Genomic DNA, 21,700 nt, shown 5'->3' with positions numbered 1-21,700 from the left:
CGGACCCGTACACCCACCCACCGGTGCACTACGCACCGGGGTGGGTGGAACCGCGCGCGCGACTGGAGCCGACGGCCGTCTGGTCGTTGGTCGTCGCTCTGCTGGGTCTCGGGCCGGTGGCCGTCGCACTCGCCGTCGTCGCCCTGCGTCGCACGGCGGCGCGGCACACCCGTGGTCGCGGCATCGCGTTGGCCGGCGGCGTCCTGGGCCTCGTGGGGACCGTGGCGCTCGCGGTGGTCGGGACCGCCGCGGTGCTGACGTGGCGGGGCACGCAGCCGCTGCCTGCGGATCTGTCCGCCCCTCGTGACGCGCACGCGCAGCAGCTGGTCACCGGCAGCTGCGTGCAGACGCTGCCCGCCGACGGGTCGGTCGGGACCGTGCGGGTGGTGCCGTGCGCCGACCCGCACCAGGCCCAGGTCATCACCGAGTTCCTCTTCGCGCAGGACGCCGTGTGGCCCGGCCAGCAGGCCGCCGACGCCCGGGTGGCCCGTGCGTGCGTGCTCGACGACACCGAGGTGGCCGCCGGGGTCCGCACCGTGACGTGGGCGCCGACCGAGCGCTCGTGGGCCGACGGCGACCGGGTGGGGCTCTGCCTGGCGTTCGTCGACGGTCAGGTCACCGGCTCGTTCCTCGACGGCACAGTGAGCCAGCCGTGACACTTACCACGCGGTAGGTAATCGGCTAGCGTGTCCCTACCGACCCACGAGGAGGGACCCGCGATGACGCAGGTCTTCGATGTCGAACGCGCACTGGCCCAGCTGACGCTGGAGGAGAAGGCGTCGCTGACGTCCGGCTCCGACTTCTGGCACACGACGGCCGTCGAGCGCGTCGGCATCCCCGCGGTCATGGTCTCGGACGGCCCGCACGGCCTGCGCAAGCAGTCGGACAACCCCGACCACCTGGGCCTGGGCGAGTCCGTGCCCGCCACCTGCTTCCCCACCGCGGCGGCCCTCGGCTCGTCCTGGGACGCCGACCTGCTGACGCGCGTCGGAGAGGCGCTCGGCCGCGAGACGCGGGCCAACGACGTCGCCGTCCTGCTCGGCCCGGGGGTCAACCTCAAGCGGACGCCGCTGTGCGGTCGCAACTTCGAGTACGTCTCCGAGGACCCGGTGGTGGCCGGCGTGCTGGGCGCCGCGCTGGTGCGCGGCATCCAGAGCCAGGGCGTCGGCACGTCGCTCAAGCACTACGCCGCGAACAACCAGGAGTCGGACCGCATGCGCGTGTCCGCCGAGGTGGACGAGCGCACCCTGCGCGAGATCTACCTGCCGGCGTTCGAGCGCGTCGTGAAGGACGCGCAGCCGTGGACCGTGATGTGCGCGTACAACAAGGTCAACGGCACGTACGCGTCCCAGAACCACTGGCTCCTCACGGAGATCCTGCGCGACGAGTGGGCGTTCGAGGGGCTCGTCGTGTCCGACTGGGGGGCGGTGCACGACCGGGTCCCCGCGCTCGCCGCGGGGCTCGACCTGCAGATGCCCGGCGCGGGTCCGGGTCCCGACGACGAGATCGTGGCGGCGGTCCGCGACGGCTCGCTGGACGAGTCCGTGCTCGACGCGTCCGTGCGACGGGTGCTCCGGCTCGTCGCCAGGGGCCTGCCCGCTGTCTCGTCGGCAGCCTCGTTCGACGTCGACGCCCACCACGACCTGGCCCGCGAGGCCGCGGCCGCGGGCTCGGTGCTGCTCAAGAACGAGGGCGCGCTGCTCCCGCTCCCGTCCACCGACGGCGTCGCGGTCGTGGGCGAGTTCGCCCGCACCCCCCGCTACCAGGGCGCCGGGTCGTCGCAGGTCAACCCGACGCGGCTCGACGCCGCGCTCGACGCCTTGCGCTCGGTCGGCGACGACGTCCCGTTCGCGGCGGGCTTCACGATCCCGGGCGGTCCGGCCGGCGACGACGACGACCTCCTGGCGGAGGCCGTGTCGGTGGCCCGTGACGCCGGGACCGTCGTCGCGTTCGTCGGGCTGCCCGCGCCCGACGAGTCCGAGGGCTACGACCGGCCCCGCTTCGAGCTGCCCGACAACCAGGTGGCCCTGCTGCGGGCGGTCGCCGCGGTCAACCCCCGGGTCGTCGTCGTGCTCGCCAACGGGTCTGCGGTCGGCGTGTCCGGCTGGCACGACCTCGTCCCGGCGATCCTCGAGACGTGGCTCGGCGGCCAGGCGGGCGGATCGGCGGTCGCCGACCTGCTGCTCGGCATCCGCACCCCGTCCGGCAGGCTGGCCGAGACGATCCCCCACCGGATCGAGGACACCCCGGCGTTCGGGAACTTCCCCGGCGAGGCGGGTGTCGTCCGGTACGGCGAGGGCGTGCTGGTGGGGTACCGCTGGTACGACACGCGTGCCATGGACGTGGCCTACCCGTTCGGCCACGGGCTGTCGTACACGACGTTCTCCTACGACTCCCTGGACGCGACGGTCGACGGGTCCGACGTCACCGTGACCGTGACGGTCACCAACACGGGGCCGGTCGCCGGCGCGGAGGTGGTCCAGGTCTACCTGCGGGACCCACGGGCCGCTGTCCTGCGCCCGACGCGCGAGCTCAAGGCGTTCGCCAAGGTGGCGCTTGAGCCCGGCGAGTCGCGCGAGGTGGCATTCGCCCTGACCGCCCGGGACCTGTCGTACTGGCACCCCGGGCTGCGGCGCTGGGTGGTCGAGGGCGGCGAGTTCGTCGTGGAGGCCGGTGCGTCGTCGCGCGACATCCGAGGGTCGGTCTCGCTCCACGTCGAGGGCGAGCCGCTGTGGAGCCCGCTCACCTCGATGTCGACGATCGAGGAGTGGTTCGCCCACCCCGTCGGTGGACCGCTGATGCAGGCCGCCCTGGTGCCGCCGGCCGACCTGCCCCTGGACGACACGATGGCGGCGATGATGCTGCAGATGCCCGCCAAGGTCATCGCCGAGTTCGGCATCCCGGGCTTCGACCGCGCCCGGCTGGACGCCCTGGTGGCCCAGGCAGCGGCGAGCTGACCGCCCGCGAGATCGTGGCTTCGGCGTGAGAACGACACTCCGAGCTGACGATCTCGTGCGGAACCCACGATCTCGGCGACGCGGCCGGTGGCAGCGGGCCGGTGGCAGCGGCCAGCGGCAGGGGTCGGCGTCGGCGGCTGGGACACTCGGGGCATGGATCTCGAGGGCGTGCTGGCTGACCTGGACGCCGCAGGTGTGTGGCTCGACCCGGCGCTGACCGCCGAAGAGATCGCCGACGTGGAGCGGCGGTTCGGGTTCACGTTCTGCGCCGACCACCGCGCGCTGCTGGAGCTCGCGGTCCCCGTCGGCGACCACTGGCCGGACTGGCTGTCGGACGACGAGGAGCCGCTGCGGCAGAGCCTCGCGTGGCCCGTCGAGAGCGTCATCTCCGACGTCCTGAGCGGCGACTTCTGGCCGGCGTCGTGGGGCGACGCACCGGCCGACCGGGAGACCGCGGCCCGCGAGAACCTTGCCGCGGTCCCGCGGATGGTCCCGGTCTGGGGCCACCGCTACCTACCGGCAGCTCCCGCCCCGCGCGGCGTGCCGGTGTTCTCGGTCTACGGGACGGACGTCATCCACTACGGCTCCGACCTCGCCGACTACCTGGCCCGCGAGTTCCTGGGCCGCTCCGGCCCCGTCCCGCCCGCGACTCACGGCATCCCGTTCTGGTCCGACCTGGTCGACGGCGTCTGAGGCCGTGGTTGCGGCCCAGCTCGGTGGTTGCAACAACCGACCTCAGGGGGCCTGCACCGCGTTGAGCTGGGCCCGCAGGGCGGCCGCCATGTCCGGACGGGCGTCCGGGGCGTCCGCCGTCAGCAGCCACTGGATCTGCATGCCGTCCAGGACCGCGACGGTGAGCCGGGCGGCGGTCTCCGGGTCCAGACCGGGCCGCAGCCGACCCTCGTCGCGCCAGCGCTCGAACTCGCCGACCGCTCGGTCGACCACGCGCCGGTAGCGCTCCTGGAAGTAGGCGTGCGCGGGGTGCCCAGGCGACGTGGCCTCGGCGGAGAGCGTCGCGTACAGCTCGACGATGCCGGGGCGCGACGCGTTGCGCTCGATCACCCGGGTCAGCGCCTCCACGTACTCGTGCCCGGCGGCCAGGTCCGCCTGGAACGCCGCCTCGTCGACCTCGTCGCGCCGCTCCAGGACCGCCGCGAGCAGCGCCGCCTTGCTGGGGAAGTGGTGCAGCAGGCCGGGGTGGGAGATGCCGACGCGGGCGGCCACCTCCCGCAGGGAGGCCGTGCGGTACCCGACCTCGCCGAACAGCCGCATGGCGGCGTCGAGGATCTCCGCGCGGGTGGCGCGACCCCTGGCGTAGCCGCCCGACCGCGGGGAGCCGGCCTCGGTGGTCATGGGCCTCAGGATGCCAGCCCGGTCGCGTCCTCCCCGGGGTAGACCACGCCGAGCTGTCGGCGGATCTCGTCGGCGGTCTCGAGGATCGCGACCGTCTCGTCGAGCGGCTGCCACGGGGACTCGGTCCTGCCCTCGGCGACATACCGGGCGAGGGCCGCCGCCTGGAAGCACAGGCCGTCGTGCCCGTGGATGCGGTTGTCGTCCCAGGTGGCCCGCTGCCCGTCGCGCACGAGCGTCACGGTCGTCGGAAGGTAGAACTGCTCCCCCACCTCGACGCGCGCGGCCGAGCCGGCGATCTGGGCGGTGTGCGGCGTCGCGGCGAGCAGCGACGTGAAGACCGAGGTCTGCAGGTCGGGTCCGTACCCGACCATCGCCGACACCTGGGCGTCCACGCCGGTGGACGCCAGAACCCCGGTCGCCTGGACGCTCGTGGGGCGCGCGGCCGACGCGGCGAACGACGCGAACGCCAGCGGGTACACCCCGAGGTCCAGCAGCACGCCACCGGCCAGTGCCGGGTCCAGGAGCCGGTGCGACGGGTCCGGCGCGGTGCGGACGCCGTAGTCGGCGGCCACGCGGTGCACGTCGCCCAGCGCGCCGTCCGCCAGCAGGCGTCGGATCACGTCGGTGTGCGGCAGGTACCGGGTCCACATGGCCTCCATGAGCAGCACGCCGGCGGCCCGGGCCGCGTCGACGAGCTCGCGCGCCTCGGCGGCGTTGCGGGTGAACGCCTTCTCGACCAGCACGTGCTTGCCGGCCTCGATCGCCAGGAGCGCCTGGTCGCGGTGGTGGCTGTGCGGGCTGGCGACATACACGACGTCGACGTCGGGGTCCTCGACCAGCTGCTGGTAGGACCCGTACGCCCGGTCGATCCCGTGGGCGTCGGCGAACTCCTGCGCCCGTGGGAGCGACCGCGACCCCGCGGCGACGACCCGCTGCGAGGTGTGCGTGCGGACGGCGTGCGCCCACCGGCCGGCGATGAACCCGGGCGCCAGCACGCCCCAGCGCAGCGGGGGTGCCTCCCGGGGGTCGGCGACGCGCGGCTCGGGCAGGAGGAGGTCGGATGACATGCCCGCAGCCTGCCAGGCGCGGCGGTACTCTCCGGCCATGGCGCGTCGCGGCCCCCTCACCCCGGTCGACCTTGTCGAGTCGGACGAACCGACCGAGTCGCCGGCGCCGCAACCGGCCGCCCGACGAGGCCGCCGGTGGTGGCTGTGGGCGGTTCCGGTCGCGGCGGTGGGCATCGCCCTGGGGGTACAGCAGGTAGCCGACGCCCGGTCCCGCGCCGCGGACGCGCGGATCGCGGCGCTGCCGGGGGCGATCGCCCCGCTGGGCGAGAGGCTCGAGGTCCGGTGGCGGCTCGCGGACGGCATGACCGCGCCCGCCGTGGACGGCCCCGTCGCGAACGACCGCCTGCACGGCGCCGTGGGGTCGGCCGGCGGCGCCACGTCCTACGACGCACTCGACCTGCGCACCGGCGAGCGCGCCTGGTCCACGCCCCTCACGGGTCCCGACGCGGACCCGCCGACGCCCGGCGGGGCGATGTGCACCGCGGACCCCGGCGTCGAGCCGGAACGGGTGGTCTGCCTCGTGATCGAGGGCGACCTGAGCAGCTCCGAGAACGGTGGCGACGGTGCGCAGATGCCCACCGGGTCGCGGGTGGTGGTCCTGGACCTGGCCGACGGACGCGTGCTCGCCGACCACCCGATCATCCCGACCGTCTCGATCGCGGTCCTGCCGGGGCTGGTCGCCGCGGCGACGATCGGCGACGACCGCCACCTCGTCGTCGTCGCGACCGACCCGCTCACCGGCGAGGAGCTCTGGCGGTACCGGCACGCCGACCCGGTGCGCGGGGTGGTGGACCCGGGGAGCACGTTCATCACGGGGATCGGCGACCTGGCGGTCGTGCTCAACCTGACCGGCGGCGCCGTGCTCGTGTCCGCGTCCGGCGAGCGGGTGGAGGAGGACACCGAGACGGACAGCTGGGGGATGACGTCGCAGGGACGGTTCTACCTGGACCGCCCGGATCCGGACGGTGTCGGGCGGCTCCAACGGGTGTTCCGCCCGGGCCGGCCACCCCTCGAGGTGCGCGGCCAGCTGCTCGAACGGGCAGTCGACGACGGCAGCGTGCCCGGGCTCGAGGTGTCGATCGGTGACAAGGCGTACGGCTGGGACGGCCGGACCGGTGAGCGGCTCTGGGCCGCCGACGTCGGTGCCTCGTCCGGCTGGCGGGAGACCGTGCTCATCCTCGAGGAAACGGTCTACCTGAGCGCTGGCGAGCGGGTCGTCGCCCTGGACGCGCGCACCGGCGCCAGCCGCTGGACCGCTCCGGGGGTCGCCGACGGGAGCTCCGCCGAGCTGCTGACCGACGGGGCGCACATCCTGCTGGTGGAGTCCGCCGACGCGGAGGACGGCGCGGCGACGGTGACGGTCCTGGACCGCAGGGACGGCACGCTCGTGCGTCGCCTGGCGACGCCCGACGGCGTCTACCTCGCCCTCGCGGCGGGCCGCTACCTGGTCGGCGCCGGCGAGCAGGGCATGGTGGGGCTGGGCTGACGGGTCAGCCCAGCCCGGCCGGTCAGCGCCCGACCACGAGCCCGTCCTCGCCGCGGTCGACCACGACGGTGTCCCCGTCCTTGATCTCCCCGGCCAGGATCTGCCGGGCGAGGCGGTCGCCGATCTCGCGCTGCACCAGCCGCCGCAGCGGACGGGCACCGTACGCGGGGTCGAACCCCTCGATCGCCAGCCACTCGCGGGCGGCCGGTGAGACCTCGAGCGTGAGCCGACGGCCCTTCAGCCGCGCGGCCAGCGCGGCGACCTGGAGCTCCACGATCTGCCCGAGCTCCTCCAGCGACAGCGGGTCGAACAGGACCACGTCGTCGAGCCGGTTGAGGAACTCCGGCTTGAACGCCGCGCGCACGGCGGCCATCACCGTGTCGCGCTTCTCCTCGTCGGACAGCATCGGGTCCACCAGGAACTGCGAGCCCAGGTTGGACGTGAGCACCAGGATCACGTTGCGGAAGTCGACCGTCCGCCCCTGGCCGTCGGTCAGGCGCCCGTCGTCGAGCACCTGCAGCAGCACGTCGAACACCTCGGGGTGCGCCTTCTCGACCTCGTCGAGCAGCACCACCGAGTACGGCCGGCGCCGCACGGCCTCGGTCAGCTGGCCGCCCTCCTCGTAGCCGACGTAACCGGGGGGCGCGCCGACGAGCCGGGCGACCGAGTGCTTCTCGGCGTACTCGGACATGTCGATGCGGACCATCGCGCGCTCGTCGTCGAACAGGAAGTCCGCGAGCGCCTTGGCCAGCTCGGTCTTGCCGACGCCGGTGGGGCCGAGGAAGAGGAACGAGCCCGTGGGCCGATCGGGGTCGGAGACGCCCGCGCGCGACCGGCGAACCGCGTCCGACACGGCCGCGACGGCGGGACGCTGCCCGATCAGCCGCTGGCCGATGACCTCCTCCATGCGCAGCAGCTTGGCGGTCTCGCCCTCCAGCAGCCGCCCGGCGGGGATGCCGGTCCACTGCGCGACCACCTCGGCGACCTCGTCGGGACCGACCTTCTCCGCGATCATCGGCGGGCCGTCCGGGGCGGCGTCGACCGCGTCCTCGACCGCCTCCGCCGCCGCGATCTCCTGCTGGAGCGCGGGCAGCTCGCCGTACTGGATGCGCGCCGCACCGGCGAGGTCGCCCTCGCGCAGCAGCCGGTCGGCCTCGGAGCGCAGCGTGTCCAGGCGGGCCTTCAGGTCACCGACCAGGTTGTGCCCGGCCTTCTCCTTCTCCCACCGCGCGGTCAGCGCCGCGAGCTCCTCGCGCCGGTCGGCCAGGTCCTTGCGCAGCCGCTCCAGGCGCTCGGCCGAGGCGGGGTCGTCGGACTCGGAGAGCACGACCTCCTCCATCTCGAGCCGGGTGACGGCGCGCTGCAGCTCGTCGATCTCGATCGGCGACGAGTCCAGCTCCATGCGCAGGCGCGACGCGGCCTCGTCGACCAGGTCGATCGCCTTGTCCGGAAGCTGGCGACCGGTGATGTACCGGTCGGACAGGGTCGCGGCGGCAACCAGCGCCGAGTCGGCGATGGTGACCTTGTGGTGCGCCTCGTAGCGCTCCTTGAGCCCACGCAGGATGGCGATCGTGTCCTCGACGGACGGCTCGCCGACGAAGACCTGCTGGAACCGCCGCTCGAGCGCGGGGTCCTTCTCGATGCGCTCGCGGTACTCGTCGAGCGTCGTCGCGCCCACCAGGCGCAGCTCGCCGCGCGCCAGCATGGGCTTGAGCATGTTGCCCGCGTCCATGGCACCCTCGCCGCCGGCGCCCGCGCCGACGACCGTGTGCAGCTCGTCGATGAACGTGACGACCTCGCCGTTGGAGCCGGTGATCTCCGAGAGCACGGCCTTGAGCCGCTCCTCGAACTCGCCGCGGTACTTGGCACCGGCCACCATCGCGGCCAGGTCGAGCGCGACCAGCTTCTTGCCGCGCAGGGACTCGGGCACGTCGCCCGCGACGATCCGCTGGGCGAGCCCCTCGACCACGGCGGTCTTGCCCACACCGGGCTCGCCGATGAGGACGGGGTTGTTCTTGGTGCGCCGGGACAGGACCTGCACGACGCGGCGGATCTCGGCGTCACGGCCGATCACCGGGTCGAGCTTGCCGTCGCGTGCGCGCTGCGTCAGGTCCACGCCGTACTGCTCGAGCGCCTTGTAGGTGCCCTCGGGGTTCGGCGTGGTGACGCGCGCGGAGCCGCGCACCGCGGGCAGCGCGGCCGCGAGCGCGTCTCGGGACGCGCCCTGGGCACGCAGGGCGTCGGCGACGCCGGACTGGCCGGCGGCCAGACCGAGCAGCAGGTGCTCGGTGGAGATGTAGTCGTCGCCCAGCGAGCGCGCCTCGGACGAGGCGGCCTCCAGCGCGGTCGACGTGGCCCGCGAGGCCGTGGGCTGCGCGACGGTGGAGCCGCTGGTGGTGGGCAGGTTGACGAGCATGCCGCGCACGGCGCGACCGAGTGCGCCGCGGTCGGCACCGACCGCGTCGAGCAGACCGTTCGCGACACCGCCCTCCTGCTGGAGCAGTGCGTTGAGCAGGTGCGCCGGCTCGAGCTGCGGGTTGCCGGCGGCCGACGCCTGCTGGATGGCGTCGCCCAGTGCCTCCTGGGACCTGGTGGTGAACTTGGCGTCCACATGACCTCCTGAGAAGTGTGTCGTGTCTGCTCATCGCAACGACGGCCGAAGTTGAGTCTATTCCACTCAACTCTGCCCGCCACCCGTGGGGCGGGTCCGTGGCACGATTCGCGCCATGACCGACGACGCCCTCGACGTGCTCGGTGCGGGCTGGACCGCGCGCACCCTCCCCCTGCGTCCCGACGGCGGCTCCCCGGACCCCGTCGCGACGCTCGTGCACCGGACCGGATCGCCCTCGCGACGCGCACTGCTGTACGTGCACGGCTTCGTCGACTACTTTTTCCACGCCGCGCTCGGTGACGCCCTGGCCGCGCACGGCTACGACGTCTACGCGCTCGACCTGCGCGACTACGGGCGCTCGATCCGCGACGGCCGACCGCCCAACCACGTCACGGACCTGGGCGCGTTCGCCGAGGAGCTCGACGCCGCGATCCGCCTCCTGCGCGCCGACCACGACGAGGTCGTCCTGCTCGGCCACTCGATGGGCGGGCTCGTCACGTCCCTGTGGGCCGACTCCCGCCGCGGCGAGGGCCTGATCGACGCGCTCGTGCTGAACAGCCCATGGCTCGACCTGCGGGGCTCGTGGTTCGAGCGCACCGTGTTCACCGGCGTGCTGGACGTCGTCGGCAAGGTCGCCCCGAACCTCGTCGTCAGCGGGATCGACCCGTACTACGGCCGCGCCCTGCACCAGAGCACCGGCGGCGAGTGGTCGTACGACCTGGCGTGGAAGCCGTTCGACGGGTTCCCGGCACGGGCCGGGTTCGCCCGGACGGTCCGCCGTGGGCACGCCAGGGTGGCCCGCGGGCTGGACATCGACGTCCCCGTGCTCGTGCTGGCGTCCGACGCGTCAGGTCCGGACGACGCGTGGCACGACGCCCTGGTGACCACCGACTCGGTGCTCGACGTCGCGCACATCAAGGAGCGCGCACCTCTGCTCGGCCCGGACGTCACGTTCGTCGAGATCCCCGGTGGCGCGCACGACCTGGCGCTGTCCCCGGCGCCCGCCCGCGACACCTACGTCGGCGAGGTGCTGGCGTTCCTGGACGCCCGCCTGCCCTGATCGGGGGACCGGCCGTCCGCCGCGACGCGCACCCCCTCGCTCACAGGGCCGGGTCCTCGGGCAGGGACAGCGTCAGGGTCGCGCCCACCACGGCGGGCGACCGGGCCAGGCGGCGCTCGAGCGAGGCCAGCACGCGTGCCGTGTCCGTCTCGGTCATGTTCCCCGCGAGGTCCACCGCGCCGGTGAGGTACACCTGCCGGGCGCCGACGAACTCGAGCCGCAGCATGGTCACCCGCTCGACCTCGGTGAACGAGAGCAGGGACCGCACCGCGGCTGCCCTCACCTGCGGGTCCACCACCTGGCCGACCAGGAACCGGCGGTTCCGGTCGATCAGCACGACCGCGACGACCCCGAGCAGGATCCCCACCAGGATCGAGCCCACCGCGTCCGGCACGGGCGACCCGGTCACCTGGTGCAACCCGATCCCCGCTGCCGCGACGACCACGCCGACCAGCGCCGCCGCGTCCTCGAAGAACACGGCGCGCACCGTCGGGTCGGAGGTCGCCAGGACGTGGTCGAGCAGGTCCTGGTGCTGCGTCGCGGCCCCCTGCCGGGCCTGCCGCGTCGCCTGCCGGAACGAGATGGCCTCGAGGACGAACGCCACCGCGAGCACCGCGTACGCGACGCCGAAGTCGCTGGCCGGCTCCGGGTCCGCGAGCTCGGAGATCCCGTGCGTGATCGAGACGCCCGCCCCCACCGCGAACAGGCCGATCGCCGCGAAGAGGGACCAGACGTAGACCTCCCGCCCGTACCCGAACGGGTGGTCGGCGTCCGCGGCCTTGGCGGCACGGCGCTGCGCGATGATCAGGAAGATCTCGTTGCCGGTGTCCGCCCACGAGTGCGCCGCCTCCGCGAGCATCGAGGCCGACGCCGTGACGACGGCTGCGCCGGTCTTGGCGATCGCGATCAGCAGGTTGGCGCCGAACGCGACCGCCACCGTGAGCGCACTCTCCGCGTGGGTGTCCGGACCGGGGGGCTGCCCGGTGATGTCGACCGGTGACTCGCCGTCCGGTGCGTCGGCCATGAGACGTGGCTACCACAGGCGTCACCCGGTTGTCTCTGGTTGGCCGCCGGTCGACGCGCACCGGCCGGTGGTGGGGTGTTGGGTGGGTCCATGACCACTCATCACGACGCCTGGCCGACCGGCACCCCGGCCTGGGCAGACATCACCGTCCCGGACCTGACGACCGCCCGCGCGTTCTACGGGCCGCTGCTCGGGTGGGAGTTCGAGGTGGGCGGCCCGGAGCTCGGCTTCTACACGCAGGCGCACGTCGGCGGCCGACGGGTCGTCGGGATGGGCGAGCCCATGGAGGCGGACCCGCCCGGGCCGCCCGCCTGGTGCGTGTACCTGGCCGCCGACGACCTCGCGGCGACCACGGCCGCCATCACCGAGGCGGGCGGGAAGGAGATCGTTCCCGCGATGCGGATCATGGACCTCGGCGCCATGGCGCTCTTCGCCGACACCGCCGGGGCCGTGTTCGGCGTCTGGGAGCCCGGCACGCACACCGGCTGGGACGTCGTGGACGAGCCCGGCGCGGTGGTGTGGTGCGAGGTCATGGTGCACGACCAGCCCGGCGCGCTCGCCTTCTACCAGCGGGTGTTCGGGTACACGGTCGAGGACCTGAGCGCGCCCGGGTTCCAGTACGCGTCCGTGTCGCTGGAGGGGGAACCGCTCGCCGGCGTCGGCGGCTACGGCCCGCAGGCGGGGGCCGACGCGCCGGCCGCGTGGACCCTCTACTTCGGCGTCGCCGACGCGGAGGTGTCGGCCGCGCAGGTGGCGGAGCTGGGCGGCACGGTGGTCAGCCCGGCCACGGACACGCCGTTCGGCCGCATGGCGATCGTGGCCGGACCGTTCGGGGAGGTCTTCGCGCTGATGGGTCCGGTGGCCGGCGGCGCCTAGGCTGGACCCTCGTGACCCCGTCCGACGCGTTCCGGCACGTGGCCTCCCGCCCGCACGAGCCGCTGCGCACATTCCATCCCCGCCGCGCGCCGCTCAGTGCCGGGCGCGAGGACGCGCTGGCCCGGCTGTGGCCGCGCTTCGGCTTCTCGGTGCACGACCCGCGCTCACCCGTCCCGCTGCGCGACGGCGCTCTGGACACCCGGGCGCTCTTCGGGCGGTCGGCGCCCGTGGTGCTGGAGATCGGCTCAGGCATGGGCGAGACGACCGCCGCGATGGCCGCCGCGGACCCGGCGCGGGACTACCTGGCGGTCGAGGCGCACCTGCCCGGTGTCGCGCACCTGCTCGGGCTGATCGACCGGGCCGGCCTCACCAACGTCCGGATCGCGCACGGCGACGCGCTCGACCTGGTGCGCAGCGTGCTCCCCGAGGAGTCGCTCGACGCCGTGCACGCGTTCTTCCCCGACCCGTGGCCCAAGGCCCGGCACCACAAGCGCCGCCTCGTGCAGCCGTCGCACGTGGCGCTGCTGCGCTCGCGGCTGCGGATCGGCGGCACCCTGCACTGCGCGACCGACTGGGTGGACTACGCCGACGCGATGCTCGAGGTGCTCACGGCCGACCCGTTCCTGGAGAACACGACCGACGGCTTCGCGCCGCACCCCGCGCACCGCCCCGTCACCAAGTTCGAGCAGCGCGGTCTGGACCTGGGCCACGAGGTCCGCGACCTGGTGTTCCGGAGGGTCCGATGAGCACCGCCCCGGACCGCCCCGCGCCCGCGTTCCGCATCGCCCTGGTGCCCGGCGTCAACCCGGACCGGTGGCTGCGCGTGTGGCAGGAGCGGCTGCCCGACGTGCCGATCGAGCTCGTGCACACCTCGCCCGACCAGGCCGTGCCGCTGCTGCGTGCCGGCGCCGCCGACGCCGCGCTGGTGCGCCTGCCCGCGGACGGCGACGACCTGTCGACCATCCCCCTGTACACCGAGGCCACGGTCGTCATGGTGACCAAGGACCACGTGATCAGCGTGGTCGACGAGGTCGACGCCGCCGACCTGGAGGACGAGACCCTCGTCGTGCCCCTCGACGACCAGCTGCGCTGGACGGACCCGCCCGGCACCCGGTTCGCGGGGGGAGCCGTCGACACCACCGCCGACGCGGTCGACCTGGTCGCCGCCGGCGTCGGCGTCCTGGTGCTCCCGCAGTCGCTGGGTCGGCTGCACCAGCGCCGCGGGCTCGTCGCGCGTCCCGTGCGGGACGCTCCCGGGTCGGCGATCGGGCTCGCGTGGGTGACCGACCGGTACGACGACCTCACCGAGGAGTTCATCGGCATCGTCCGCGGCCGCACCGCGACGAGCTCGCGCGGCCGCGGCGCACCACCACCTCCGGAGCCGCCGAAGCAGCGCGGTGCCTCGGGCGCACGAGCGTCGGGCAAGGGCGCGTCGGGCAGCTCGTCGTCGAAGGGCACATCGGCACCGAGCTCGTCGAAGAGCTCGTCGAAGGGCACGTCGTCGAAGAAGCCCAACCCCCGTCGCCCTCGCCCCGGCCGCTGAGAACAACACCAGTCGCGTCTGGCAGGGTCGAAACGCGACCCAGGTTGTTCTGGGCGGTCGCATGCGCCAGGGCGTCCCTGCGGCCGTACTTCCGCGGGGAGTCGCTCAACCGCGACACCCCCGTGCTGGTACCCGCCCCGCGGCGGGCTCTGATCAGCCCTTGCCGCTGGCGGCCTTGCGGTCCGCCTCGGCCTTGCGATCGGCCTCGCGCGACTCCTGCAGCCGCTCCTCGAGCCGGACCTGCGCGGCGATCTCGCGCTCGCGCACCAGCCAGTTGGGCGGGTCGGCCTGCAGGGCCTCGATCTGCTCGGTGGTCAGCGCCTCGGTGATCCCGCCGCGCGCGAGCCCGCTGATGGAGATGCGCAGCCGACCGGCGATGACGCTGCGGGGGTGCGGCCCCTCACGACGCAGGTCCACCAGCCACTGCGGAGGGTTGCGCTGCAGCTCCGTGAGCTCCTCGCGCGTGATCATCCGGTTCTGGAAGTCCTCCGGGGTCGCCGGCAGGTACACGTCGAGCTTGGCGGCGGCGGTCGACGCCTTCATCTCCTGGGACTTCTTGGGCGGTGTCACTGCACCAGGGTAGGCCCCGCCGAGACACCACAGCGTCCGAGCAGATGTGGGCTATGACCGCCATCTGCTCGGACGCTGGGGGTGGAGAGGGTCAGCGCTTCGTTCTCATGGTCGCGCTGCCGATGCGTTCCGCTGCGGGCGGGTGCGCTGGCGCGCCCCCACCCTCCGATGCACTCCTCGTCAGCGCTCGGGGGGCACCGGGTACGTGTGCCAGATGCGGTCGATGTAGTCGCGCATGCTGCGGTCCGAGGAGAAGAAGCCGGACCGGGCCACGTTGAGCACCGCCGAGCGCGTCCAGGCGTCGGTGTCCGCGTACGCCTCGTCGACCCGGGCCTGGGCGTCGATGTACGCCTGGTAGTCCGCCAGCACCAGGAACCGGTCCTCGGACAGCAGGTTGGACACGATCGGCTCGAACGTCGCGCGGTCGCCGCCCGAGAACTCACCGGACGCGATGAGGTCCAGGGCGTGCCGCAGCGAGCGGTTCTCCTCGTAGTAGGCGCTCGGGCGGTACCCGGCCTCGACGATCTGCGCGACCTCCGGCTCGAGCAGCCCGAACAGGAAGAAGTTGTCGTCGCCGACCAGCTCACGGATCTCGACGTTCGCGCCGTCGTCGGTGCCGATGGTCAGGGCGCCGTTGAGGGCGAACTTCATGTTGCCCGTGCCCGACGCCTCCTTGCCGGCCAGGGAGATCTGCTCCGACAGGTCCGCCGCGGGGATGAGCTTCTCCGCGAGCGTGACGTTGTAGTTGGCCGGGAACGCGACCGTGAGCCGGCCCTGCAGCGCGGGGTCGTTGTTGACCGTGCGGCCGACCGCGTTGATCAGGCCGATCGTCTGCTTGGCCATCCGGTACCCCGGGGCTGCCTTGGCGCCGAACGCGAAGGTGCGCGGGGTGATGTCCTCGATCCGCACGGCACCGGACTTCACCTGGTCGTACAGCGTGACCACGTGCAGGAGCTTGAGCGTCTGGCGCTTGTACTCGTGCAGGCGCTTGACCATGACGTCCAGCATCGTGTCCGGGTCCACCCGGATGCCGTCGCGCTCCGCGAGCACGTCGACCAGGCGCAGCTTGTTCGCGCGCTTGACCGCGCGGAACGCCTCCCGGAAGCCGGCGTCGTCGGCAAGCGGCTCCAGCTCCTTGAGCCGGTCCAGGTCCGTGACCCAGCCGTCACCGATCGCCGACGTGATCAGCTCCGACAGGCCGGGGTTGGCCAGCCGCACGAACCGCCGCGGGGTGATGCCGTTGGTGACGTTGGTGAACTTGTCCGGGAAGAACTCGGAGAAGTCGCGCAGGACCTTGTCCTTGAGCAGCTGCGAGTGCAGGGCGGCGACGCCGTTGACCTTCGAGCCGGCGACGGTGGCCAGGTACGCCATGCGCACGGCCCGCTCCGGGTACTCCGCGATGATCGACATGCGACGCACGCGCAGCTCGTCGTCCGGGTACGCCTCGCGCAGCTCGGCCATGAAGCCCTCGTTGATCCGGTAGATGATCTCGAGGTGGCGGGGCAGCAGCTTGCCCAGGAGCTCGACCGACCAGACCTCCAGGGCCTCCGGCAGCAGCGTGTGGCACGTGTAGGCGAAGCACTTCTGCGTGACCGCCCACGCCTCGTCCCAGTCCCAGCCGCGCTCGTCGACCAGGAGCCGCATGAGCTCGGGGATCGCGATGACGGGGTGGGTGTCGTTGAGCTGGAAGATGATGCGGTCGGGCAGCTTGTGCAGGTCGAAGTCCTCGGGCAGCACCTGCTCGATGAAGTCCCGCAGCGAGCACGCGACGAAGAAGTACTGCTGCTGGAGGCGCAGCTCCTTGCCCTGCGGCGTGGAGTCCTCCGGGTACAGCACCTTGGAGATGTTCTCCGCGAACGTCTGCGCCCGGACCGCCTGCGCGTAGTCGCCGGCGTTGAAGATCTCCAGGTCGAAGGCGCGCGTGGCACGGGCGCTCCACAGCCGCAGCGTGTTCACGCGGCCGTTCTCGTACCCGGGAACCATGTAGTTGTAGGGGACACCGAGGACGCTCCAGCCCGGCACCCACCGCGAGCGCGTGACGCCGTCCTGCTCGTAGTGCTCGGTGTGCCCGCCGAAGTCGACCGTCACGGCGGACTCGGGGTGCGGGAACTCCCACGGGGACCCCAGCGCCAGCCAGTTGTCGGGCTTCTCCACCTGCCAGCCGTCGACGAACGTCTGCCGGAAGATGCCGTACTCGTACCGGATGCCGTAGCCGATGCTCGGTACGTTCATCGTCGCCAGCGAGTCGATGAAGCACGCCGCAAGCCGGCCGAGGCCGCCGTTGCCCAGACCCGGCTCGACCTCCGCCTCACGCAGCTCGGCGAGGTCGATGCCCAGCGACGCCAGACCCTCCTCGACGACCTCGTCGAGGTCCGCGGCCAGCAGCGCGTTGTCCAGCTGCCGGCCGAGCAGGAACTCCGCCGACAGGTACGCCACCGACTTCGCCTGGAGCTCACCCTGCCGCTTCAGCGTGGCCAGCCACCGGACCATCAGGTAGTGGCGAACGGTGCGCGCCATGGCGAGGTACTTGTCGTTCACCGACGCCCGCGCGAGGTCCGTGCCCTGACCGAAGTTCAGCTCCCGCAAGAACTCGCGGACGAAGCCGTCCACGGTGTGCTCGGGGGTGGCGATGAGTGTCTTGTTGTCCGTCACCCTCCTCACGTTAGCGGGCTCCCCGGAGAGGTCCAGCGCGATGCGACCACTCGTAACAAACGGTCTGGTCACACGCGGGGTTGCTCCCTAGGGTGACAAGAGGGCCCCGGAGCCGTCCTGCGCCCGTCACCGACGACGAAGTGGGTGCGTCCGATGGTCGTCTTTCTCATCCGCGCCCTGATCTTCCTGGCCTCGGCAGCCCTGGGCCTGTGGATCGCGTCGCTCGTCGTCGACGGCTTCACCGTCCGGGCGTCCGGCTTCGTGGTGGCGGTCGTCGTGTTCGCGGTCCTGCAGAGCGTCCTGACGCCCTGGTTCCTGGTGATGTCGCGCAAGTACGCCAACGCGCTGACCGGTGCGGTCGGCCTGGTCTCCACCGTGGTGGCGCTGTTCGTGGCGTCGCTCATCAGCGACGGGCTGACCATCGACGGCGCGACCGCCTGGGTGCTCGGTTCGCTCACCGTCTGGATCGTCACGATGCTCGCGACGCTGATCCTCCCGCTGATCTTCCTGCGCAACCGGGTGCAGAAGAAGGACGCGACGGCCTGACGCCTCACCAGCCGCCAGACGAGTCCAGGAGCTGGTCCGGGCAGCGGTCGGCCCCGTCGGCGAGCAGCTCGAAGTGCCACAGCTCGTTGGCGTACGTCCGGCACAGGCCGAACTCGACCTCGCGCTCGCCGAGCCACAGCGCTCCCTCCGTCGGACCGACGTCGATCGCCGTCCCCTGCACGTGCGCGGACGACTCCGGCGGCAGCACCCAGCGGCGTGCCTCCTCGAGCGACCCGTGCCGCTCGATCGCGTCGTCGACCAGCGCCTGCTGTTGCGCTGCGGAGCGCCAGCCCGAGGTCAGGGTCAGCGTCACCCCGTCGGCCGCAGCGGCCCCCTGGGCGTCCCCGAACCGCCGCTCGAGCTCGGGGTCGAGGCCGGTGGGAGTCGTGGCGGACATGGCCGACGGGGGCGGGGGCGGATCGGTGGGGAACGCGCCGCCGAGGTCCTGCACGACCAACGCGGCCCCGGCGGCCAGCGTGCCGGCCAGGGCCAGGGCCGCCCATCGCGTGCGGCGGCGGCGGTCCGGTGCGGCACGTGGGCCGAGGGAGCGAGTCATGGTCGCCACTGTGCGGAGCCGGGCGGCCGGCGCGCGTGGACCCACGGGTTGACGTCCGGCGGCGTGAGGTCGCCCCGCCGACCTAGGGAGCTCCGCCCCCGGGCGGGCCCCCGACGCGGGTCCCTCGATCCCGTCGCGCCACCCGCACCGGACGTCAGGTCGTCGCGGCCCGCTCCAGACCGACCTGGTCCCGCACCGCGGGGACCACCTCGGCGGCGAACCGCTCGAGGGTGACGGCGTCGTCGCCCCCGATCAGGACCGCCGTGATGCCGTGCGTCAGGGCCAGGTCCGTGAGCTGCTCCACCCACAGCGCCGGTGGCCCGGCGAGCAGCCCCCGACCCGAGGGCGCGAACTCGACGCGCATGACGTTCATCAGCCTGCGGACGTCCTGCGGTGCGCGACCCGCGGCGAGCGCGGCGTCGTCGATCCGCGCGTTGAGCTCCGGGAGGGAGGCGAGCCCGTCGTCGAGGTACTCGAACGTGGGCAGCCACCCGTCGGCGACCTCCCCCGTCAGCGCCAGCATCCGCGGTTTGTAGGCACCGAGCCAGATGTCGACGTCGTGCGCGGGCGCCGGACCGCGCTTGGCGCCGGCGGCCTGGTAGTACCGGCCGTCGAGCCGCACGCCGCCGCGCGTGTCGGTGTCCCAGGTGTCGCGGATGAGCGTCACCGCCTCGCGCAGCGCGTCGACGCCCTGACCGGGGGTGAGCCGGCGTCCGCCCATCGCCTGGATGCCGTCCCAGAACGCTCCCGCGCCGAGGCCGAGCTCGATCCGCCCGCCGCTGAGGCGGTCCAGCGAGGCGACGGCCCGGGCGAGCACCGCCGGCGGGCGCAGCGGGAGGCTCAGCACGTTGCCGCTCAGGCGCACGCTCTTCGTGCGGGCGGCGACGTAGGACAGCAGGGTCCAGGTGTCCAGGAACGCCGGCTGGTACGGGTGGTCCTGAAAGGTGACCAGGTCCAGCCCGGCGCGGTCGGCCGTGACGGCAAGGTCGATCACCTGCTGCGCGCCGGCCACGCTCGGGGTCGTGAACGTGCCGAACAGCAGGTCGTGCCCGTAGTCGGTCATGAGCTCTCCTTCGGTCGCCCGCCGAGCGGGTCGACGGTGAAGTTGTCACGGAAGAGGTTGTCGGGGTCGTAGCGCCGCTTGGCGTCGCGCAGTCGGCTGAGCACCAGCGGCGGGAACGCGTCGGCGAGGCGCTCGGGTCGCAGGTCGGTCTCGAAGCTGAGGTACAGCCCGTCGAAGTGGTGGGCGAGCCGGTCGAAGGCCGGGTCCAGGGACGCGTGCTCGGTGCCCATCGCGGTCAGCTGGAAGTCCGGCGAACGATGGGCGAAGGCCGTCTCGGCGGACGGCACGTCGGCGATGGCCCCACCCATGGTGCGCAGCTGGAGGAAGAAGACGCGTCCGGTGCGGAGCAGCTCCCCGAGGTCGTGCGCGAGCTCCGGGGTCATCCGGGGCGCGAACGCGGACCGGGAGACCGGCTCGCCCGTGCCCTGGTGGCCGTCCGGGCCGACGTCGTGCGCCCGGGCCATCACGCCCGCGTACCGCGTCACGGCCACCTCCTGCTGCGCCAGGTCACCGAGCTCGAGGAACGGCGTGAGCCGCCCGACGATGACGTCCGCGTCCGACGAGTCGACCATGGCATAGAGCTGGATGACGGACTGGCCGTGACGCGGCCGGCCGGTGACCAGGAAGACGGTGGTGTCCCGGGGTGCCTGCGTGGCCAGCTCCCCGAACCGCAGGAGCGACGCCTCGATGTCGGGGGTGACCAGCGCCAGGATGGCGTAGCCGACATCGCCCACCTCGTCGACCTCGAACTCGAACGCGGTGGCGATGCCGAAGTTCGCACCCGCGCCCCGGACCGCCCAGAACAGGTCGGGGCGCTCGTGTGCGGCGGCGCGCACCAGGCTGCCGTCGGCGAGCACCAGCTCGACCGCGCGCAGGTGGTCGACCGTCAGCCCGTGCGCACGCGACAGGTACCCGATCCCGCCCGCCGTGGCCAGCCCGCCCACCCCGACACCGCCGTAGTCGCCCGAGCCGAGCGCCCACCCGTACGGGTCGAGGGCGGCCGCCACCTGCTTCCAGGTGGCGCCGGGACCGATCCGCACCAGCCGGCGATCGACGTCGAGCACCTCGATCGAGCTCATCGCGCCGACGTCGATGACCAACCCGCCGTCGTTCGTCGACCGGCCGCTGATGCCGTGCCCGCCGCTGCGGACGCCCAGCGGCACGTGCGGGTGGTGGCGCGCGAACGCGACCGCGTCCGCGACCTGCTCCGGCGTGCGCGGCCGCAGCACCAGTCCGGGCGCGCCCCCGCGCAGGTAGTTCGAGCTCACCGCGCGGTAGCCGCGGTCCCCCGGCTCCACCGCGGTGTCGCGCAGCGTCTCCGGCACGCCGTCGTAGTCGATGCCGTCCCGGCGGCGGGACCGTGCCGCCGCCGAACGCCGCGGACCGCCGCTGCGGTCCCCCGCCAGCGCCGCCACGCGGTCGACGTCCTCGACGGCGGTCACCGGCACGACCACCGGCAGCCCGGTCCGGGCGAGGTCCCGCAGCTCGGCGACGTGCGCACCCGCCGGGGCGACGACCCAGCCGGGTTCGGCGTCGATCAGGCGGGGACCCGAGAGCACGTCGAGGCTCTGCCGCGCCTTGGCCACCACCGCGGGGTACCCCGCCGGACCCGCCGGGCCGTGGGACACGCCGACCGGGATCCGCCCCGTGCTGCCCGCCACCCACGCCGCCGTCGTCCAGGGGTCCAGGCGGGCCGCGCCCTCGCGCACCACGACCAGGTCCAGACCTGCCGCCTCCGCCCGCTGCGCGAGCGGCCCCGCGTCGGGCCCCGCGTCCACGGCGATCCCGAGCTCGAGCTCCATATCGGCCACTCCCATATCGTATGTTGCACAGACGATATGTTGAACCTAGGACCGAGCCTGGATGTTCCCCCTGCCGACGGCGCCGGCGCGGCGACCGGGTGACACGCGGTGCGGATTGCTGCGCCGACCGCCCGGAGCGAGGACAGTGGGTGTCGGCCACGAGCCACGTCATCACCACCGGTTGCTCAATGAGGAGAACCCCCGTGCACCCCGATCTCGCCATCGCCATGTACCGCCACCAGGAACACGAGCTGGAGGTGCGCCTCGAGCAGCACCGCACCCACCTCGAGAAGTCCGGGAAGGCGGCGCGAGCCCCCCACCGTCACCGGCCGCACCTGCACCCGCTGCGCGCCCGCCGGTAGCCCCCCAGGCAGCAGGCAGCAGACAGAACGAGGCCCGATCCGCTGAGCGGACCGGGCCTCTTTCGCTGTGCGCCCGAAGGGACTCGAACCCCCAACCTTCTGATCCGTAGTCAGATGCTCTATCCATTGAGCTACGGGCGCATGGCCCCGCAGGGCCGCAGATGACGATACA

The 21,700-nt window shown here is 73.2% G+C and carries 19 protein-coding genes and 1 tRNA gene; 10 read left to right on the top strand and 10 right to left on the bottom strand.

Annotated elements, in window-relative coordinates; translation table 11 throughout:
* Positions 1-23: 23 nt before the first annotated feature.
* The 3 genes from KG102_RS01280 to KG102_RS01270 all read left to right on the top strand — a co-directional run bounded on the left by KG102_RS01280 (position 24) and on the right by KG102_RS01270 (position 3,650).
* Complete coding sequence (locus KG102_RS01280) at positions 24-656, top strand: septum formation family protein (RefSeq protein ID WP_249667417.1); 633 nt, start codon at positions 24-26, stop codon at positions 654-656.
* A gap of 63 nt (positions 657-719) precedes the next feature.
* Entirely contained in the window at positions 720-2,957 is a 2,238-nt protein-coding gene (locus KG102_RS01275; protein WP_208289629.1) for an aryl-beta-d-glycosidase, read from the top strand.
* Positions 2,958-3,110: 153 nt separating this feature from the next.
* Positions 3,111-3,650 (top strand): hypothetical protein, encoded by a 540-nt coding sequence (locus tag KG102_RS01270; protein ID WP_208289630.1) that lies wholly within the window; start codon positions 3,111-3,113, stop codon positions 3,648-3,650.
* Positions 3,651-3,692: 42 nt separating this feature from the next.
* Here KG102_RS01270 and KG102_RS01265 read toward each other — a convergent pair whose 3' ends face one another.
* Together KG102_RS01265 and KG102_RS01260 are read right to left on the bottom strand one after the other, a co-directional pair.
* Complete coding sequence (locus KG102_RS01265) at positions 3,693-4,310, bottom strand: TetR/AcrR family transcriptional regulator (RefSeq protein WP_208289631.1); 618 nt, start codon at positions 4,308-4,310, stop codon at positions 3,693-3,695.
* Between the two features lie 5 nt (positions 4,311-4,315).
* Positions 4,316-5,377: a Gfo/Idh/MocA family protein gene (locus KG102_RS01260; RefSeq protein ID WP_208289632.1), complete on the bottom strand. Its 1,062-nt coding sequence runs from the start codon at positions 5,375-5,377 to the stop codon at positions 4,316-4,318.
* Between the two features lie 37 nt (positions 5,378-5,414).
* Here KG102_RS01260 and KG102_RS01255 point away from each other — a divergent pair, with 37 nt between their 5' ends.
* Positions 5,415-6,863, top strand: a complete 1,449-nt coding sequence (locus KG102_RS01255; RefSeq protein WP_208289633.1) for an outer membrane protein assembly factor BamB family protein — start codon at positions 5,415-5,417, stop codon at positions 6,861-6,863.
* A 22-nt stretch (positions 6,864-6,885) separates the two neighbouring features.
* On the opposite strand, the gene clpB is transcribed toward KG102_RS01255, so the two are convergent.
* Complete coding sequence (clpB, locus tag KG102_RS01250) at positions 6,886-9,474, bottom strand: ATP-dependent chaperone ClpB (protein WP_208210252.1); 2,589 nt, start codon at positions 9,472-9,474, stop codon at positions 6,886-6,888.
* A 115-nt stretch (positions 9,475-9,589) separates the two neighbouring features.
* Between clpB and KG102_RS01245 the strand changes: the two genes are divergently transcribed.
* Positions 9,590-10,534 (top strand): alpha/beta hydrolase, encoded by a 945-nt coding sequence (locus tag KG102_RS01245; protein WP_208289634.1) that lies wholly within the window; start codon positions 9,590-9,592, stop codon positions 10,532-10,534.
* 40 nt (positions 10,535-10,574) lie between these two features.
* On the opposite strand, the gene KG102_RS01240 is transcribed toward KG102_RS01245, so the two are convergent.
* Positions 10,575-11,558, bottom strand: coding sequence for a cation diffusion facilitator family transporter (locus tag KG102_RS01240; RefSeq protein ID WP_208289635.1), 984 nt, complete (start codon positions 11,556-11,558; stop codon positions 10,575-10,577).
* A 90-nt stretch (positions 11,559-11,648) separates the two neighbouring features.
* On the opposite strand from KG102_RS01240, the gene KG102_RS01235 reads away from it, so the two are divergent.
* Genes KG102_RS01235 through KG102_RS01225 form a run of 3 tightly spaced genes read left to right on the top strand, consistent with a single transcriptional unit; the run spans position 11,649 to position 13,977 of the window.
* A complete protein-coding gene (locus KG102_RS01235) occupies positions 11,649-12,434 on the top strand; it encodes a VOC family protein (RefSeq protein WP_208210255.1) in 786 nt (261 codons plus the stop codon).
* A gap of 11 nt (positions 12,435-12,445) precedes the next feature.
* Positions 12,446-13,180 carry a tRNA (guanosine(46)-N7)-methyltransferase TrmB gene (gene trmB / locus KG102_RS01230; protein WP_208289636.1) on the top strand — a complete coding sequence of 245 codons (735 nt, stop codon included), beginning with the start codon at positions 12,446-12,448 and terminating at the stop codon, positions 13,178-13,180.
* Positions 13,177-13,977: a LysR family transcriptional regulator substrate-binding protein gene (locus tag KG102_RS01225; protein WP_208289637.1), complete on the top strand. Its 801-nt coding sequence runs from the start codon at positions 13,177-13,179 to the stop codon at positions 13,975-13,977. Before trmB ends, KG102_RS01225 begins: the two co-directional genes overlap by 4 nt.
* 153 nt (positions 13,978-14,130) lie before the next feature.
* On the opposite strand, the gene KG102_RS01220 is transcribed toward KG102_RS01225, so the two are convergent.
* Together KG102_RS01220 and KG102_RS01215 are read right to left on the bottom strand one after the other, a co-directional pair.
* Positions 14,131-14,547 carry a DUF5997 family protein gene (locus tag KG102_RS01220; protein ID WP_249667416.1) on the bottom strand — a complete coding sequence of 139 codons (417 nt, stop codon included), beginning with the start codon at positions 14,545-14,547 and terminating at the stop codon, positions 14,131-14,133.
* A 180-nt stretch (positions 14,548-14,727) separates the two neighbouring features.
* Positions 14,728-17,199 (bottom strand): glycogen/starch/alpha-glucan phosphorylase, encoded by a 2,472-nt coding sequence (locus KG102_RS01215; RefSeq protein WP_208210258.1) that lies wholly within the window; start codon positions 17,197-17,199, stop codon positions 14,728-14,730.
* Between the two features lie 153 nt (positions 17,200-17,352).
* Here KG102_RS01215 and KG102_RS01210 point away from each other — a divergent pair, with 153 nt between their 5' ends.
* Positions 17,353-17,745 (top strand): phage holin family protein, encoded by a 393-nt coding sequence (locus tag KG102_RS01210; protein WP_208289638.1) that lies wholly within the window; start codon positions 17,353-17,355, stop codon positions 17,743-17,745.
* A 4-nt stretch (positions 17,746-17,749) separates the two neighbouring features.
* On the opposite strand, the gene KG102_RS01205 is transcribed toward KG102_RS01210, so the two are convergent.
* The 3 genes from KG102_RS01205 to KG102_RS01195 form a co-directional block, all read right to left on the bottom strand.
* Complete coding sequence (locus tag KG102_RS01205; protein WP_208289639.1) at positions 17,750-18,301, bottom strand: M15 family metallopeptidase; 552 nt, start codon at positions 18,299-18,301, stop codon at positions 17,750-17,752.
* 154 nt (positions 18,302-18,455) lie between these two features.
* Positions 18,456-19,364, bottom strand: a complete 909-nt coding sequence (locus tag KG102_RS01200; protein ID WP_208289640.1) for an LLM class flavin-dependent oxidoreductase — start codon at positions 19,362-19,364, stop codon at positions 18,456-18,458.
* On the bottom strand, positions 19,361-21,166 hold the full coding sequence (locus KG102_RS01195) for an FAD-binding protein (protein WP_243884667.1): 1,806 nt from the start codon (positions 21,164-21,166) through the stop codon (positions 19,361-19,363). The genes KG102_RS01200 and KG102_RS01195 overlap by 4 nt, the downstream gene beginning before the upstream one ends.
* A gap of 203 nt (positions 21,167-21,369) precedes the next feature.
* Between KG102_RS01195 and KG102_RS01190 the strand changes: the two genes are divergently transcribed.
* On the top strand, positions 21,370-21,528 hold the full coding sequence (locus KG102_RS01190) for a hypothetical protein (RefSeq protein WP_208210263.1): 159 nt from the start codon (positions 21,370-21,372) through the stop codon (positions 21,526-21,528).
* 68 nt (positions 21,529-21,596) lie between these two features.
* Here KG102_RS01190 and KG102_RS01185 read toward each other — a convergent pair.
* Positions 21,597-21,669 (bottom strand) — tRNA-Arg (locus KG102_RS01185).
* Between the last annotated feature and the right edge of the window lie 31 nt (positions 21,670-21,700).

Source organism: Cellulomonas fengjieae (assembly GCF_018388465.1).
GTDB classification, from domain to species: domain Bacteria; phylum Actinomycetota; class Actinomycetes; order Actinomycetales; family Cellulomonadaceae; genus Cellulomonas; species Cellulomonas fengjieae.
This window is presented reverse-complemented; position numbering and strand designations above follow the sequence as displayed.